The sequence below is a fragment of the Lentzea sp. NPDC102401 genome (assembly GCF_044765805.1).
In the GTDB taxonomy this organism is placed as follows: domain Bacteria; phylum Actinomycetota; class Actinomycetes; order Mycobacteriales; family Pseudonocardiaceae; genus Lentzea; species Lentzea sokolovensis.
In genome coordinates this window covers 71,850-84,297 of the sequence record NZ_JBIWKS010000008.1, presented here as the reverse complement: position 1 = coordinate 84,297, position 12,448 = coordinate 71,850, and the positions used below count along the sequence as shown (strand labels likewise).

At 69.7% G+C, this 12,448-nt stretch carries 19 protein-coding genes; 8 read left to right on the top strand and 11 right to left on the bottom strand.

All coding sequences use genetic code 11. The features are described from left to right. Nucleotides 1-17 precede the first annotated feature (17 nt). Nucleotides 18-791: a hypothetical protein gene (locus ACIRG5_RS26720; protein ID WP_402909172.1), complete on the bottom strand. Its 774-nt coding sequence runs from the start codon at nt 789-791 to the stop codon at nt 18-20. Between the two features lie 55 nt (nt 792-846). Here ACIRG5_RS26720 and ACIRG5_RS26715 point away from each other — a divergent pair, with 55 nt between their 5' ends. Together ACIRG5_RS26715 and ACIRG5_RS26710 are read left to right on the top strand one after the other, a co-directional pair. After that, a complete protein-coding gene (locus ACIRG5_RS26715; RefSeq protein WP_402909170.1) occupies nt 847-1,371 on the top strand; it encodes a MerR family transcriptional regulator in 525 nt (174 codons plus the stop codon). 51 nt (nt 1,372-1,422) lie between these two features. Continuing rightward, nucleotides 1,423-1,572 carry a hypothetical protein gene (locus ACIRG5_RS26710; protein ID WP_402909167.1) on the top strand — a complete coding sequence of 50 codons (150 nt, stop codon included), beginning with the start codon at nt 1,423-1,425 and terminating at the stop codon, nt 1,570-1,572. Here the strand turns inward: ACIRG5_RS26710 and ACIRG5_RS26705 are convergent. Together ACIRG5_RS26705 and ACIRG5_RS26700 are read right to left on the bottom strand one after the other, a co-directional pair. Further along, a complete protein-coding gene (locus tag ACIRG5_RS26705) occupies nt 1,554-2,126 on the bottom strand; it encodes a dihydrofolate reductase family protein (protein WP_402909164.1) in 573 nt (190 codons plus the stop codon). The genes ACIRG5_RS26710 and ACIRG5_RS26705 overlap by 19 nt on opposite strands. Before the next feature lie 276 nt (nt 2,127-2,402). Continuing rightward, entirely contained in the window at nt 2,403-2,603 is a 201-nt protein-coding gene (locus tag ACIRG5_RS26700; RefSeq protein WP_330270737.1) for a hypothetical protein, read from the bottom strand. 103 nt (nt 2,604-2,706) lie between these two features. Here ACIRG5_RS26700 and ACIRG5_RS26695 point away from each other — a divergent pair, with 103 nt between their 5' ends. Both ACIRG5_RS26695 and ACIRG5_RS26690 read left to right on the top strand, forming a co-directional pair. Further along, nucleotides 2,707-3,246 (top strand): TetR/AcrR family transcriptional regulator, encoded by a 540-nt coding sequence (locus tag ACIRG5_RS26695; protein WP_402909161.1) that lies wholly within the window; start codon nt 2,707-2,709, stop codon nt 3,244-3,246. 49 nt (nt 3,247-3,295) lie between these two features. Further along, on the top strand, nt 3,296-3,511 hold the full coding sequence (locus tag ACIRG5_RS26690) for a hypothetical protein (RefSeq protein ID WP_401036631.1): 216 nt from the start codon (nt 3,296-3,298) through the stop codon (nt 3,509-3,511). Here ACIRG5_RS26690 and ACIRG5_RS26685 read toward each other — a convergent pair. After that, nucleotides 3,508-4,248, bottom strand: coding sequence for a hypothetical protein (locus ACIRG5_RS26685; RefSeq protein ID WP_402909158.1), 741 nt, complete (start codon nt 4,246-4,248; stop codon nt 3,508-3,510). The genes ACIRG5_RS26690 and ACIRG5_RS26685 overlap by 4 nt on opposite strands. An 87-nt stretch (nt 4,249-4,335) precedes the next feature. Here ACIRG5_RS26685 and ACIRG5_RS26680 point away from each other — a divergent pair, with 87 nt between their 5' ends. The 3 genes from ACIRG5_RS26680 to ACIRG5_RS26670 all read left to right on the top strand — a co-directional run bounded on the left by ACIRG5_RS26680 (nt 4,336) and on the right by ACIRG5_RS26670 (nt 5,783). After that, nucleotides 4,336-4,695 carry a hypothetical protein gene (locus ACIRG5_RS26680; protein WP_402909156.1) on the top strand — a complete coding sequence of 120 codons (360 nt, stop codon included), beginning with the start codon at nt 4,336-4,338 and terminating at the stop codon, nt 4,693-4,695. 9 nt (nt 4,696-4,704) lie between these two features. After that, entirely contained in the window at nt 4,705-5,067 is a 363-nt protein-coding gene (locus tag ACIRG5_RS26675; RefSeq protein WP_402909154.1) for a MerR family transcriptional regulator, read from the top strand. A gap of 77 nt (nt 5,068-5,144) precedes the next feature. Then, entirely contained in the window at nt 5,145-5,783 is a 639-nt protein-coding gene (locus ACIRG5_RS26670; RefSeq protein ID WP_402909927.1) for a DNA alkylation repair protein, read from the top strand. Here ACIRG5_RS26670 and ACIRG5_RS26665 read toward each other — a convergent pair. The 7 genes from ACIRG5_RS26665 to ACIRG5_RS26635 all read right to left on the bottom strand — a co-directional run bounded on the left by ACIRG5_RS26665 (nt 5,780) and on the right by ACIRG5_RS26635 (nt 11,052). Next, nucleotides 5,780-6,382: a response regulator gene (locus ACIRG5_RS26665; RefSeq protein WP_402909151.1), complete on the bottom strand. Its 603-nt coding sequence runs from the start codon at nt 6,380-6,382 to the stop codon at nt 5,780-5,782. The two genes, ACIRG5_RS26670 and ACIRG5_RS26665, sit on opposite strands and share 4 nt — an antisense overlap. Then, nucleotides 6,379-7,443: a sensor histidine kinase gene (locus ACIRG5_RS26660; RefSeq protein ID WP_402909148.1), complete on the bottom strand. Its 1,065-nt coding sequence runs from the start codon at nt 7,441-7,443 to the stop codon at nt 6,379-6,381. Before ACIRG5_RS26660 ends, ACIRG5_RS26665 begins: the two co-directional genes overlap by 4 nt. Continuing rightward, complete coding sequence (locus ACIRG5_RS26655) at nt 7,440-8,204, bottom strand: ABC transporter permease (RefSeq protein ID WP_402909145.1); 765 nt, start codon at nt 8,202-8,204, stop codon at nt 7,440-7,442. The genes ACIRG5_RS26660 and ACIRG5_RS26655 overlap by 4 nt, the downstream gene beginning before the upstream one ends. Continuing rightward, nucleotides 8,201-9,091, bottom strand: coding sequence for an ABC transporter ATP-binding protein (locus tag ACIRG5_RS26650; protein ID WP_402909142.1), 891 nt, complete (start codon nt 9,089-9,091; stop codon nt 8,201-8,203). The genes ACIRG5_RS26655 and ACIRG5_RS26650 overlap by 4 nt, the downstream gene beginning before the upstream one ends. A gap of 70 nt (nt 9,092-9,161) precedes the next feature. Then, nucleotides 9,162-10,004, bottom strand: a complete 843-nt coding sequence (locus ACIRG5_RS26645) for an NYN domain-containing protein (protein ID WP_402909140.1) — start codon at nt 10,002-10,004, stop codon at nt 9,162-9,164. 12 nt (nt 10,005-10,016) lie between these two features. After that, nucleotides 10,017-10,667 (bottom strand): hypothetical protein, encoded by a 651-nt coding sequence (locus ACIRG5_RS26640; RefSeq protein WP_402909137.1) that lies wholly within the window; start codon nt 10,665-10,667, stop codon nt 10,017-10,019. Nucleotides 10,668-10,746: 79 nt separating this feature from the next. Then, nucleotides 10,747-11,052 (bottom strand): hypothetical protein, encoded by a 306-nt coding sequence (locus ACIRG5_RS26635; protein WP_402909134.1) that lies wholly within the window; start codon nt 11,050-11,052, stop codon nt 10,747-10,749. A 166-nt stretch (nt 11,053-11,218) separates the two neighbouring features. Between ACIRG5_RS26635 and ACIRG5_RS26630 the strand changes: the two genes are divergently transcribed. Next, nucleotides 11,219-12,445 (top strand): PucR family transcriptional regulator, encoded by a 1,227-nt coding sequence (locus tag ACIRG5_RS26630; protein ID WP_402909131.1) that lies wholly within the window; start codon nt 11,219-11,221, stop codon nt 12,443-12,445. Nucleotides 12,446-12,448 lie beyond the last annotated feature (3 nt).

The following is a 12,448-nucleotide window of genomic DNA, read 5'->3' as shown; positions in this document are numbered from 1 at the left end:
CTCGTCCCAGCACCTGATCACCACGGGAGCAGGGCGTGACCGCTGCCGGTCTGCCACGTCATGAAGGCCAGCAGTCCTGCGTAGCCGAGCGCGGCGACGGTGATCAGCCGCGCTCGCCTGCCCTCGTCCCTCCGCCGCAGCGCGAAGAACACCACCAGCAGCACCTGGACCGCGTGCAGCCCGACGAAGTGCGGCACCCGGAAGTCGCCGGCCTCTCCGACTCCGTGTCCCTGGTACATCACGATCTCCCGGCCGTTGGCGTCGGCGACCGTGCGCTGGTGGACCTCGGTGGCCAGGAAGTACACCGGTACGACCATGCCGTACGTCGCCATCGCGAGGCCGGCGCGCACCGCCCGCTTCAGCCCGCGGTCGCCGTCCCGTTGCAGCAGCGCCAGCGCCACGATCGCCAGTTGCACGAGGAACAACACCGCCACGCCGTTGGTGAAGACCTGCGTGGCGAGCAGGGTGATCGAGTCGGTCGAGGTGTTGAAGTGGCTGAACGTGCCGCGGGCCGCCTGCGTCGTGATGGCCGCGACCTCGGCGAACGCGGCGATCGCGAACGCCGTCCCCATCCAGGAGCCGAACCTGCGTGCTCTCGTGAACGTGCTCAGCAACCACGAGAGGGTGCCGGAGTAGAGGGCGAACGCGAGGCCGAACTTCAGCGGTTTCAGCCAGATCGGCTCACCGAGGAGTTCCCGGTCGTCGAGGAGGATCCCGAACGCGGCGACCAGCGCGAGTCCGAGCATGAGAACGGTGTTGACCAGGAGTGGGCGATGCCAGTTCGTGAACATGACGGCAATGCTCGAAGGCTGACGCACCGTCAAGGTCAAGCCCCAGAATGACGGGGTGCTGACGATCAAGCGACTGGCCGAGTACGTCGGGGTCACGGTGCGGGCGGTGCGCCACTACCACCAGACCGGTCTGCTGCCCGAACCCGAACGCGACGCCTCGGGCTACCGGCGCTACCCCGCGCAGGCCGTGGTCGACCTGATCCGCATCAGGACCCTGACCGCGGCCGGCGTGCCGCTGACCCGAGTGCATGAGTTGATCAGGGCGACCCCCGAGCAGTTCGCGGCGGCCGTCGAGGAGATCGGCCAGGACCTGACCCGGCAGATCGAGGAGTTGGAGCACCGCAAGGCCGGTGTGGCGGCGTTGCGGGCGGGCGACCGGATGTTCCTGTCCGCCGAGATCACCGACTACCTGGACCGGCTGCGGGCTCTGGGCGTCAGCGAACGCGGCGTGCGCTTCGAACGCGACGGCTGGATCGTGCTCGCCGCCGCCTACCCGGACCAGGCGCCGACGTGGATCGCGCAGAAGCGGGAGCAGCTGGCGGATCCGGACTTCCGCCAGTTCTACGTCACCTACGACTAGGCCCACGACTGGGACCCGGCCGACCCGCGCCTGCGCGGCCTGGCCGACGTCATGGCGGCCCGGCTGCGGCAGGAGGCGGCGCAGACCGTGCACGAGGTGCTGTCCGCCGACGAGAAGTCACTGCTCGGCGCGCACGTGCAGGACTACTCGCCGGCGTGGATCCGGCTGTCCGAACTGGTACGTCAGCGCACGACGTCGTAGACCAGCTTCTGGATGCCGTTCGAGTACGACTCGCTCTCCACGACCTTGAGCATCTGCTTGTCCTTGTCGGACTCGCTGAACAGCCGCTTGCCCGCGCCGAGCAGCACCGGGAACACCAGCAGGTGGTAGCGGTCGATCAGGCCCGCGTCGGACAGGTTGCGGTTCAGCGTCGCGCTGCCGTGCAGCGAGATCGGGCCGCCCTCGGTCTCCTTGAGCGCGGCGACGTCGTCCAGCGACCGCAGGATCGTGATGTCGCCCCAGTTGTCGACCAGCTGGTCCTCCTTCAGCGTGCTGGACACGACGTACTTCGGCATCGCGTTGTACTGCGGGAAGTAGTCGAGCGTCGGCCACACCGGGGCGAACGCCTCGTAGCTGACCCGGCCCATCATCATGGCCGCGGCTTCTTCCTGCTCACGGCCCTTGATCTCGTAGGCGGCCTCGTCGAACTCGATGTCCTTGAAGGTCCAGCCGGCGCTGCGGTGACCGGGTTCGCCGCCGGGTGCCTCGACGACGCCGTCGAGGGAGACGAAGGCGGTGGCGATCAAGGTGCGCATCTGGTTCTCCTCGGTGTTCGCGCTTGCTGTCATCAGTGCGTCGAACGGGAGATGCCCGGTATCGACATCTCGCGCCAAGAAAGTTTCCGGCACGAGTGCCGGCGGCGCTGCACACCCCACCGAGTCCAGCGCCGCCGGCCAGATGAGGGAGTCTTCCCGGTAGGGGGCCCGGCTCACATGGGTACAGAGCCCCCAATTAGCGGCGAGCGCAGGCGTCCGCAGTGCTGAGGTCTCCTCGCCACGACCCACCGGCACCGGGCACGGCATGGCGCACCACTAGCTCTTCAACCAGTCCCAGCCGAACCTGCGGACCACGAGAACCAGGCCCAGCAGCGCCATCACCGCGTACGCCGTGACGCGCAGTGCGTCCGGCATCTCCACGTAGTTCAACGCGAACCAGCTCTTCGAACCGCCGGTCAGGTTGTTGATCAACCCGCCGCCACCCTGCACGAGCAACACCAGCGCGATCAGCTCCACAGCTCCCCCTGATGAATACGAACGTATTGGTTTGATGCTCGACGGTAGCCGCGATCCGGCATGTGGTCAAATCAATGCGAACGTCTCGAAAAGAGGGAGCCGAGTGAAGCCTGCACGAGGCAGGGGTGCCGCCCACGACGAACGGCGCGGCACGATCCTGGAGGCGGTGTTCGCGATCGTCGACACCGAGGGCACCCATCAGGTCAGCATCCGCCGCGTGGCCGAGCAGGCGGGTGTGTCCGTGGGCCGCGTCCAGCACTACTTCCCCAGCAAGGACGACCTGCTCACGGCCGCGTTCACCGCGATCAACGACCGCGGCACCGCTCGCGTCCAGGCCCGGCTCTCCGAGTCGTCACCGGCCGAAGCACTGCTGACCGAACTCATCCCCGCGACCGACGACGACCGTCGGCTGTTCCGCGTCGCGCAGGCGTTCGAGACGCACGCCCTCACGAACCCGGAGCTGGCCGGGCGACTCCGCCAGGGCTACGACGAACTGATCGCCCTGCTGACGGCACTGGTCGGCGACGCGGCGAAGGAGCTCCTCGCCCTGGCGCTGGGGCTCGCGAGCCTGACCCTGACCGGCAACCTCACCCCCCAGGAAGCCCGTGCGATCGTCCGGTCAGGAATCGAGAAGCGCGGCTGAGCCGACGCTCCTACCGTTGTCCTCACCAGCAACCGGGAGGACAGCGAAAATGGCCAGCAGCAAGGGAATCCGTCAGTTCCACCGCGTGGTGAGCATGGTCTTCATGGCCACCGTCGTGTTCACGGCCGTCGCGCTGACCGTGGACAACTCGGTGGTGTGGGTGTCGTACGTGCCGCTGCTGCCGTTGTTCGTCCTCATGGGAACGGGCGTCTACATGTGGTTCCTGCCGCAGATCGCCCGCCGCCGCGCGCAACGAGCGGCCTAATCGCTGAGCCTGTCCTGAAGGTGCGTGAGGGTGGCGTTGAGCGCCACCCCGTACACCGCGATCCGGCACGCCAGCCGCCACAGCGTCGCTTCCGTCGGCGCCACGGCCAGGCTGATCACGAGCTCCCGCACGAGCCGCCGGGTCTGTGCGACCAGCACCCCGACGCTCTCGATGATCTCCCCGAACGCCGCCGACACCGAACTGAGTCCGCGGATCGCGTCGATGTTGTGGCCCATCAACCTCAGATGCTCCCCGGCGCCGCTCCACTCGGGGACGTCGTGGTCGAGGAAGTCCTCGAGCTCGTCGGCCATGTCCTGTTGCTCGGCCGCGATGTTGTACCAGGTCATCGCATGTGCGGCGACGACGTCCGGCAGCCCGGTGAGCTCGTCCAGCACGTCCCGCAACGGCCCGATCAGCTCCATCGCCGCCCGCGCCGAGTCCTCGACCGGCGCGACCAGCGACAGAACAGCGGCCTCCCGCACGGGGTCGGGACGAGGCGGCCGCACGCCGTAGAGGTCGTACAACCCGGCCACGATCAGACGCAGGTTCTCCTCGACGTAGGAGACCAGCTCGTCCTGCCGGGCGTGCTTCTCCAGGACGGGGTGGATGATCCACCGGCACAGCCGCCCGTACACGGTCTCGTCGCCGACGACGACCGCGCTGGCCCGGTGCACGGCCGCGAACCGCACGCGCACGGCCTCGATCTGGTCGGCGTGGCGGACGATCTGGCCGGTCACGCGACTCCTTCGGTTCGACAACCACTCGCAACGGTAGTGGGGACGGACTTGACCTTGCACCACGGTGCAGGGCGCATCGTGAGCGGCATGACCCAAGATCACGTGGCCCGCTGGGGCAAAGCCGGCGCACTGTACGACCTCGTGGCGAGCATCGCGTTCGTCACGCCCTGGACCGGCGCGCTGGTGCTGGACCTCCTCGGCACGCCCCACACCAAGGAGACGCTCCTGTTCTCGACGCTGTTCGGCACGGTCGTGGTGATGTGGTCGATCGTCCGCTGGCTGCGCCCCGAACCGTTGCTGATCGCCGCCGACACCGCCGGGCGTGCGCTGTTCAGCCTCTGGTTCGCGTGGGCGTTGTGGAACGGGCACACGCCGGCGCTCGCGGGTTTCCTGGTGCTGGAGCTGTTCTGGGGCGCGGCCCAGCTGCGCGCGCTGGTGCGGAGGTAGCGTCCGGTGGTGCGCATATCCGAACTGGCCCGCGCCGCCGGGGTGGGCATCAGCACCGTGCGGTTCTACGAGCGCCGCGGCCTCGTCGTACCCACCGCCCGCACCCACGGCGGCTACCGCCACTACGACCGGGATGCGTTGAAGCGGCTGAAGTTCATCCGCCGCGCGGCACGGCTCGGCTTCACCCTCACCGAGGTCGAGCAGCTCCTCTCCGCCTCCACGACGCCCGACGTGGGTGACGTGATCACCGGCAAGGTCGCCGAGATCGAGGAACGGCTGCGTGACCTCGACCGGGTGCGACTGGCGTTGCTGGACGTCGCGGAGAACGGCGTCCAGGACCAGTGCCCGGTGGTGGCGGCGCTGAGCGATTGAGGCGTTGCGGCTCGTAGGCTGTCGGGCACCGGTGGCGAACGGGAGGTCGAGCGGTGGCGGAGACGGTGACCGGGCTGATGGCCGAACTGGCCGCGCTCGACGACCCCAGGGCGCGCGCGATCAACGAGAAGCACGGCGACGACCACGGCGTGAACCTCGGCAAGCTCCGCGCGATCGCGAAGCGTCTCAAGACCCAGCAGGACCTCTCGCTCGAACTGTGGGCGACGGGCGACACCGCGGCCCGGCTGCTGGCGCTGCTGATCTGCCGCCCCAAGGCGTTCTCGCGCGACCAGCTCGACACCATGCTGCGCGAGGCCAAGCGCCCCAAGGTGCACGACTGGCTGGTGAACTACGTCGTGAAGAAGGGCCCGCACACCGAGGAACTGCGCGTGCTGTGGTTCGACGACCCGGACCCGGTGGTCGCGAGCGCGGGCTGGGCGCTGACCGTCGACCGGGTGGCGAAGCAGCCGGAGGGCCTGGACCTCGACGGTCTGCTCGACGTCATCGAGAAGGACCTGAAGGACGCCCCGGAGCGGCTGCAGTGGGCGATGAACCACTGCCTGGCGCAGATCGGGATCGAGCACCCGTCGCTGCGGGCCCGTGCGATCGAGATCGGCGAACGGCTGGAGGTCCTCAAGGACTACCCGACGCCGGCGGGCTGCACGTCACCGTTCGCCCCGATCTGGATCAACGAGATGGTGCAGCGCAAGAACTAGAGCCAGCCGCGTTCGCGGGCGGTGTTCGCCGCCTCGGAACGGTTGCGCGCGCCCAGTTTCGCCATCGCGGTCGACAGGTAGTTGCGGACCGTGCCCTCGGCGAGGTTGAGCCGGGCCGCGATGTCGGCGTTGCTCGCGCCGGTCGTGACCTCCTGCAGCAGCTCGCGTTCGCGCGGTGTCAACGGATCGGCGCTGTCCCACGCGGCCATCGCGAGTTCGGCGGCGACGACGCGTTCGCCGGCGTGCACGCGACGCAGCGCCGAGACCAGGTCGGCGATCGGCGCGTCCTTCAGCACGTACCCCGCGACGCCTGCGTCCATCGCGCGCCGCAGGTACCCGCTGCGGGCGAACGTCGTGATGATCAGGACTCGTGTCGGGTCGCCTCGGGAGCTCAGTTCGTGGGCGACGTCCAGCCCCGTGCGGCCGGGCATCTCGATGTCGGTCAGCAACACGTCGGGCCGGTGTTCCGCCACGGCCGCAAGGGCTTCGTCGCCGTCCCCCGCGGTCGCGACGACCGTGACGTCGGGCTGCAGGTCGAGCAGCTGGGCGAACGCGCCGCGCACCATCGCCTGGTCCTCCGCCAGCACGATCCTGATCACGTGGCCACCTTCAGCGGAACGGCGATGGTGACGGTGGTGCCGGCCGTGGCGGTGCGCGCGACCAGGCCGCCGAGCGCGGCGATCCGTTCGCGCATGCCGGTCAGCCCGTTGCCCTCCGGCGCGTGCCCGCCGATGCCGTCGTCGGCGATCACCAGCCGCAGCTCGCCGTCGCGGGCCTCGACACCGATGTGGCACGTCCTGGCCCGCGCGTGCCTGGCCACGTTGGTCACGGCCTCCCGCAGCGCGAGCGCCAGTTCGTGCTCGGTCGAGCCGACGATCGTCAGCTCCGGATCGCGCCGCACGACCACCTCGACGCCGAGGCTCGCGAGCGCGGTGCGCGCCGCCTCCAGCTCGGTGTCCAGTGACGCGCTGCGCCACCCGGTGACGGCGTCGCGGATCTCGCCCAGCGCCGCGCGGGCCGTACGTTCGATCTCCGCCGCTTCCTCCTGTGCCCGCGCGGGATCGGCGCTGACCAGCTGCGCCCGCAGGATGATCGCGGTGAGCGTGTGGCCGAGCAGGTCGTGCAGGTCGCGGGCGATGCGCTCCCGTTCGGCCAGCGTCGCGAGGTGCTCGACCCGCGCGGTGCGGATGCGCAGCTCGGAGCGCTCCCGCTCCCGTTCCGCCCATTCGACCTGCACCAGGCCGACCACCCACAGGAAGACCAGCGACGGCAGCAGCGCCCAGACCCGGTACGGCATCTCCACCACGGACACCACGCCGAACACGCAGATCAGGGCGGACAGGCCGACGAACCACCGCATCGCGACCCGCCGCGACTCCGACAGGCCCGCGAACACCCCCGCGTAGACGAAGAGCACGGCGGCACCGGCGTTGAACGGGGTCGCGAGGGCACCGAGCACGACCGTCGGGATCAGGCACCAGTGCCGGACGAGCTCAGGCCGCCGCCACGACAGCACGTACAGCGGCACGAAGGCCACCACGACGAAGGCGACGAGCGCCCAGCCGGCCCAGCTCGTCTCCGGGTCGAACACCGGCGCCCACAACAGGTTCCCGAGGTAGATCAGGTGAAACCAGCGGGTGACCCCCACGTTTTTTCTCATGACCGGGCATGACGATACGACACGGCCGCGAGCACCGAGGCCACGATCGCGAAGCCGATCAGGTAGAGCACGTGCGAGAGCACGGGACCGCCGGTCAGCTGCGCACGGGCCAGCTCGGCCAGGTGGTAGTTCGGCAGGAACACGGCCACGTCGCGGAAGAACGCCGGCATGATCTCCAGCGGCATCCACAGTCCGGACACGACGGACGTCGGGATGAGCAGCGCGTTGAGCACGGCGGCACCGGCACCCGGCCCCACCTGGAACCCGATCGCGAGGCTCAGCATCGCGAACGGCAGCGCGCCGGCGACCAGCACGACCAGCACCCGCAGCAACGCGGGCAACGGCGCGGTCAACGCACCGCTGACGGCCGCCGTCGCCGTCATCGCGATCAGCACCCCGGCCGCGTAGGGCAATGCCGCGACCACCTTCGCCACGAGCGTCACGCTGATCGGCACCGCCGACACCTGCTTCGCCCGCAGCCAGCCGCGGTCCCGGTCGGCCGCGACGCCGAGACCGGGGTTCATCAGCACCACCGAGATCACGCCGAACGCGCCGAACGTGGCGATCATCGTGGTGCCGGCGGACATCCCACCCTCGCTGAACTTCCCGAACAGCGACACGAAGAGCGCGAAGAACCCCACCGGCATGAGCACCGAGAAGAACAGGGCGGCGGGTTCGCGGACGATACCCCTCAGCTCGTCCGAGACCTCGACACCGAAGACCTTCCCCAAGGAGATCTGCCCGGAAACCTGCGCGTTCACGCCGCACCCCTCTCGATCAGACCCGCCACTGCCTCTTCCAGTCCGGCACCCTCGACCCGCAGGTCGGTGAGTCCGGGGTCCTGCGCCAGCAGCACCCGCAGCAACGCCTCCGGTGCCCGCGTGCCGAGCCGGACGTGGTCGCCGTCGTCGCTCAGCGACACGACCCCCGGCAGTGCTTGGAGCTGCTCCAAGCCCAGCCCCGTCCGGGCGATGACCGTGCGGTCCGGCAGCCTCGCGACCAGCTCGTCCGGCGTGCCCTCGGCCATCACGCGGCCGCGGCCCAGCACGACCACGCGGTCGGCGACGGCCGACGACTCCTCGATGAGGTGCGTGGTGAGCAGCACGCCGGTGCCGCGCTCCCGTCGTTCGGCGAGGATCTGCCAGAACCGCTTGCGCGCCGGCACGTCCAGGCCGACGGTCGGTTCGTCGAGCACCAGCAGCGCCGGGTCGGCGACCAGTGCCATCGCGAGCTGCAGCCGTTGCTTCTGACCGCCGGAGAGCTTCGTCGCGCGCCGCCCCGCCAGGTCGACGAGGTCCAGTTCGGCCAGCACCGGCCCGGCGGCGGAACGGGGCTTGCCCGCCCGCACCGCGGCCCCCGTGACCAGCTCGGACACCTTCAGCGTGTTCGGGAACCCGAGCGACTGCTGCACCACCCCGAGGTGCCGCCGGGTCGCGGCGACCCGTGGATCCCCACCGCACACCCGCACCGAACCGGCCTTGGCGGGCAGCAGCCCGATCACCTGGTTGACCAGCGTCGTCTTGCCCGCGCCGTTCGGCCCGAGCAACGCCACGCACTCCCCCGCGCCGACGTCGAGATCGACGCCGTCCAACGCCCGCGTGGCACCGTAGTCGTGCCGGGCCCCTCGTACCTCAAGCACCGTTTCCATGGCGTTGAGCCTGGTCGGAACGGGCCTTCACCAGTAGTGAGGCAGCGTCACGAGGTCAGGATGACAAAAGTCATTCCGGCCGGACGGCCTGCGCCCTCGGGTACTTGCGGCCGGGCAACGGCGAGGGCGACCCGGTGAACGACACCGTCGTGCCCGCCAGCAGCAGGGTCAGCCCCGACGGCAGCTCGTCGCGCGAGACGAACCACGACCCGCCGCGCGTGTCGGTGATGAACCCGTGCGCCTGCCCGGTCTTCCAGCTGGCCACCGTGCCCTTGCGACGTCCGCGCGGCGCTCCCACCGGCGACGCCACCACCTGCGACGACCGCACGAAAGCGCGCCGCAACGGGTAGTCGGCCTGGTCACCGGGCGCGAACAGCGCGTCGAACCCCGGCGTGAACGGCGTCGCGGCCCGCAACGGCGCCGCGGTGCGCGGAGTCCACGCGGGCGGCGCCTGGACCGTCCGGATGTCCACCACCGGCACGATCACGTGGATGCCCCGCGCCGCCAGCCTCTCCGCGAGCGGAGCAAAGTCCGAGTCGCCGGTCAGCAGCACGACCCACTGCAACGGCACCGTCGTCGCCCGGTCCCACGCCTCCAGCGCGAGCAGGACGTCGACACCCTTCTCCTTGCCGTTGTGCAACGGCAGGTCGTGCCGCGTGATGCCGGCGGCAGCCAGTGCCCGGTCGAAGGATTCGGCGGGAGTGTCGATGCGACCGCGAACGTAATGCGCCTCCGCGACCACGCACTCGTCCAGAGGACGACCCGTCTCCGTGTGGACGTACCAGCGCAACGCGTCGTGCAGGCCGTCAAGAGAGATGCGCGCGCCCCTGGGGTGCGCGGTGGCGTAGAAATCGCTCAGGTAGGCGAACCACGTGCCGTCGTAGAACACTCCGATCCGGTCGGTCTCACCCACCGGACGAGATTACTACTTCCGGTAGAAGTGCACGTTGCGCCACTGGTGCTCGGCGCTCGCCGTCTTCAACGTGCCGTACACGCCGTACTTGAAGTAGTGGTCGCCCTTGGGGCCGTTGGCCGTGTGCACCTGCTTGCCGTTGATGTAGATCGAGTAGCTGCCGCCGGCCGCGGTGGCGTTGTGGGTGACGTTGATCCGCACCCACTTGCCGTTGATGCCGCTGACCAGATCCTTGCCACCACCGCGCAGGGTGCCGCCGTCGCGGGAGAACGACCTGATCATCAACGTGGTGGCGCCGTCGCCGTCGTTGCCGAAGATCTGCATGGCGCTCTCGTCGTCCGTGCCCGCGGTGACCTTGAGCTCACCCTCGAACTGCCGCTGCCCGGTCCGGTAGTTGTCCTGGATCCGCGCCTCGACCCGGTTGGAGCCGTTGTTGACCAGCTTGAAGGTCTGCACCCCGCCCGATCGGGCATAGGAGCCGCCGGGCCCGGAGGCGCTGGTGGTGCTGCCCGGATAGGACGTGATCACGCCCTTGCTCTGGATCTGCAGGTTCCACGCGGGACTGTGCTCGGTCCAGCCGCTGCCCACCGGTCCGGCATGAGCCGCGGGCTGGATGCCGGCCACCATCAGAACGGTGGCACCGGCGATCGCCATGAAACGCATCGGGTTGCTCCTTGTGTGGGGTCGCAGGGTTCACACAGGCGGCAGCCGAACTCCATCTCAGCGCATCGACAGCGGTAGGTCACCCATCGGAATTTCGGTCGAACGCGGACTGTCCCGGCGCGGCGGGCAACCCCAGCAACTGGCCCGCGACGTCCAGGAACTCGCCACCGCACTGCCACATCGCCAGATCGGGATCGACGACGAACGGATCCGCGGGGTCCGCGTCGCTCTCGGCCACGCGATAGGCCAGGGCCTCCGACTCCGACAACGCGAGCACCGTCTCGTTGGTGCCACGCCACACCCGCCTGAACATCACAGCTTTGGCGCACGTGAACCGATCGTGCACGACCGTCCGCCGGAACCCGCTACGCAGCAACAACTTCATGCATTCTTCGACGCTGCTCACAACGCCTGATTCTGACCGCGCGACGCAGCCGTCCTCATCGGCCATCACTCGATAGGGTCAAATGTTTGGGGCACGTGCACAACGGGGGCGCCCCTCTTTCGTGCAACCAACCACACCGGAACGGGCTATCGCCTGCGGCTCACGGATGCGCAAGCCTCTGGCGGTGGTCGACATCCAGGCACCGAACCCCGACTCGCCGCTGTACGACCGGGCCGCGACGCAGATCCCGCGCATCGCCGAGAAGGTGCTGGAGGCGTTCTTCGCCAGATCCGCCACGTACCGGCAGCTGCCGCACCAGTTGGTCGACCGCGAGATCACCGAAGCCGTGACGCGGCACCTGCAGGTCTTCCTGCGCGCGTTGCGGGAACAGCGGCCGCCCGCGCCCGAGGAGCTCGACATGCAGATCGCCACGGCGGTGCGCCGCGCTCAGCAGGGCGTTCCTCTCGACATCGTGCTCAGCACCTACCACGTCGCCGCGACCGTCGGCTGGGAGGCGATGGCCGCCGTCGCCGAGCCGGACGAGGTGCCCGACCTGCTGGCGACGGTTCCGGCGCTGCTGCGGTACCTGAGCGTCGCCGTTCCCGCCGTGGCCGGGTCGTACCTCGCCGAGCAGCAGGCCCTGCACGCCGAACGCCGCGAGGCCGGTCGTGCGCTGGTCGCGGCCCTGCTGACCGGCAGGGAGGCCGAGCCGCTGGCCGAACGGATCGGGCTGGAGCTGTCCAGTCACCACGTCGTCGTCGCCGTGCGTGTCGACGCGCCATCACTGGCCGAGGGCGCCGACGCACGTCTCGCCGTCCATGGTCTCGTGCGACGCCTACGGGCTGAACTGCCGAAACACGCCCTCTCGGCGTTGGACCACGACGGCGGAACGGTGCTGCTGCCCACCACCGCGGAGACCGTCGAGTCGGACCTGGAGGACGCCGCCGCACTGGTCCGCAGCCTGCACACCGCCGCGGGCACCCTCCTGATCGGCGGGATCGCCGCGGCGGAGCACCGTGAGGACGTTCCCGCCGCCGCCCGTCAGGCCGCCGACATCGCCGAGCTGGCCCAGCGCCTCGGACGCCCGCCCGGCGCGTACGTCCTCGACGACGTGCTGCTCGAGTACCAGCTCTGCCGCCCCGGCCCCGGCCGCAAACGCTTGGCCCGCGTGATGGACCGGCTGGCCGAGCACCCCGACCTGGTGCACACGCTCAGGACGTTCATCAACAGCGACCACAACCGCCACCGCACGGCCGACGAACTGCACCTGCACCGCAACACGCTCAACTACCGCCTGCGCCGCGTCACCGAACTCACCGGCTACAACCCGGCCGATCCGACGGACATCCGGCTGCTCTCGGCGTCGTTGATCGTCCACGACCTGAGGTCCTGAAAC

Coding starts and splice junctions, on each gene's coding strand:
- ACIRG5_RS26720 (WP_402909172.1), bottom strand. CDS start 791: ATGTTCACGAACTGGCATCGCCCACTCCTGGTCAACACCGTTCTCATG.
- ACIRG5_RS26710 (WP_402909167.1), top strand. CDS start 1,423: ATGGCGGCCCGGCTGCGGCAGGAGGCGGCGCAGACCGTGCACGAGGTG.
- ACIRG5_RS26705 (WP_402909164.1), bottom strand. CDS start 2,126: ATGCGCACCTTGATCGCCACCGCCTTCGTCTCCCTCGACGGCGTCGTC.
- ACIRG5_RS26690 (WP_401036631.1), top strand. CDS start 3,296: ATGGCCAGCAGCAAGGGAATCCGTCAGTTCCACCGCGTGGTGAGCATG.
- ACIRG5_RS26680 (WP_402909156.1), top strand. CDS start 4,336: ATGACCCAAGATCACGTGGCCCGCTGGGGCAAAGCCGGCGCACTGTAC.
- ACIRG5_RS26670 (WP_402909927.1), top strand. CDS start 5,145: ATGGCCGAACTGGCCGCGCTCGACGACCCCAGGGCGCGCGCGATCAAC.
- ACIRG5_RS26660 (WP_402909148.1), bottom strand. CDS start 7,443: ATGAGAAAAAACGTGGGGGTCACCCGCTGGTTTCACCTGATCTACCTC.
- ACIRG5_RS26650 (WP_402909142.1), bottom strand. CDS start 9,091: ATGGAAACGGTGCTTGAGGTACGAGGGGCCCGGCACGACTACGGTGCC.
- ACIRG5_RS26640 (WP_402909137.1), bottom strand. CDS start 10,667: ATGCGTTTCATGGCGATCGCCGGTGCCACCGTTCTGATGGTGGCCGGC.
- ACIRG5_RS26635 (WP_402909134.1), bottom strand. CDS start 11,052: ATGAAGTTGTTGCTGCGTAGCGGGTTCCGGCGGACGGTCGTGCACGAT.
- ACIRG5_RS26630 (WP_402909131.1), top strand. CDS start 11,219: ATGCGCAAGCCTCTGGCGGTGGTCGACATCCAGGCACCGAACCCCGAC.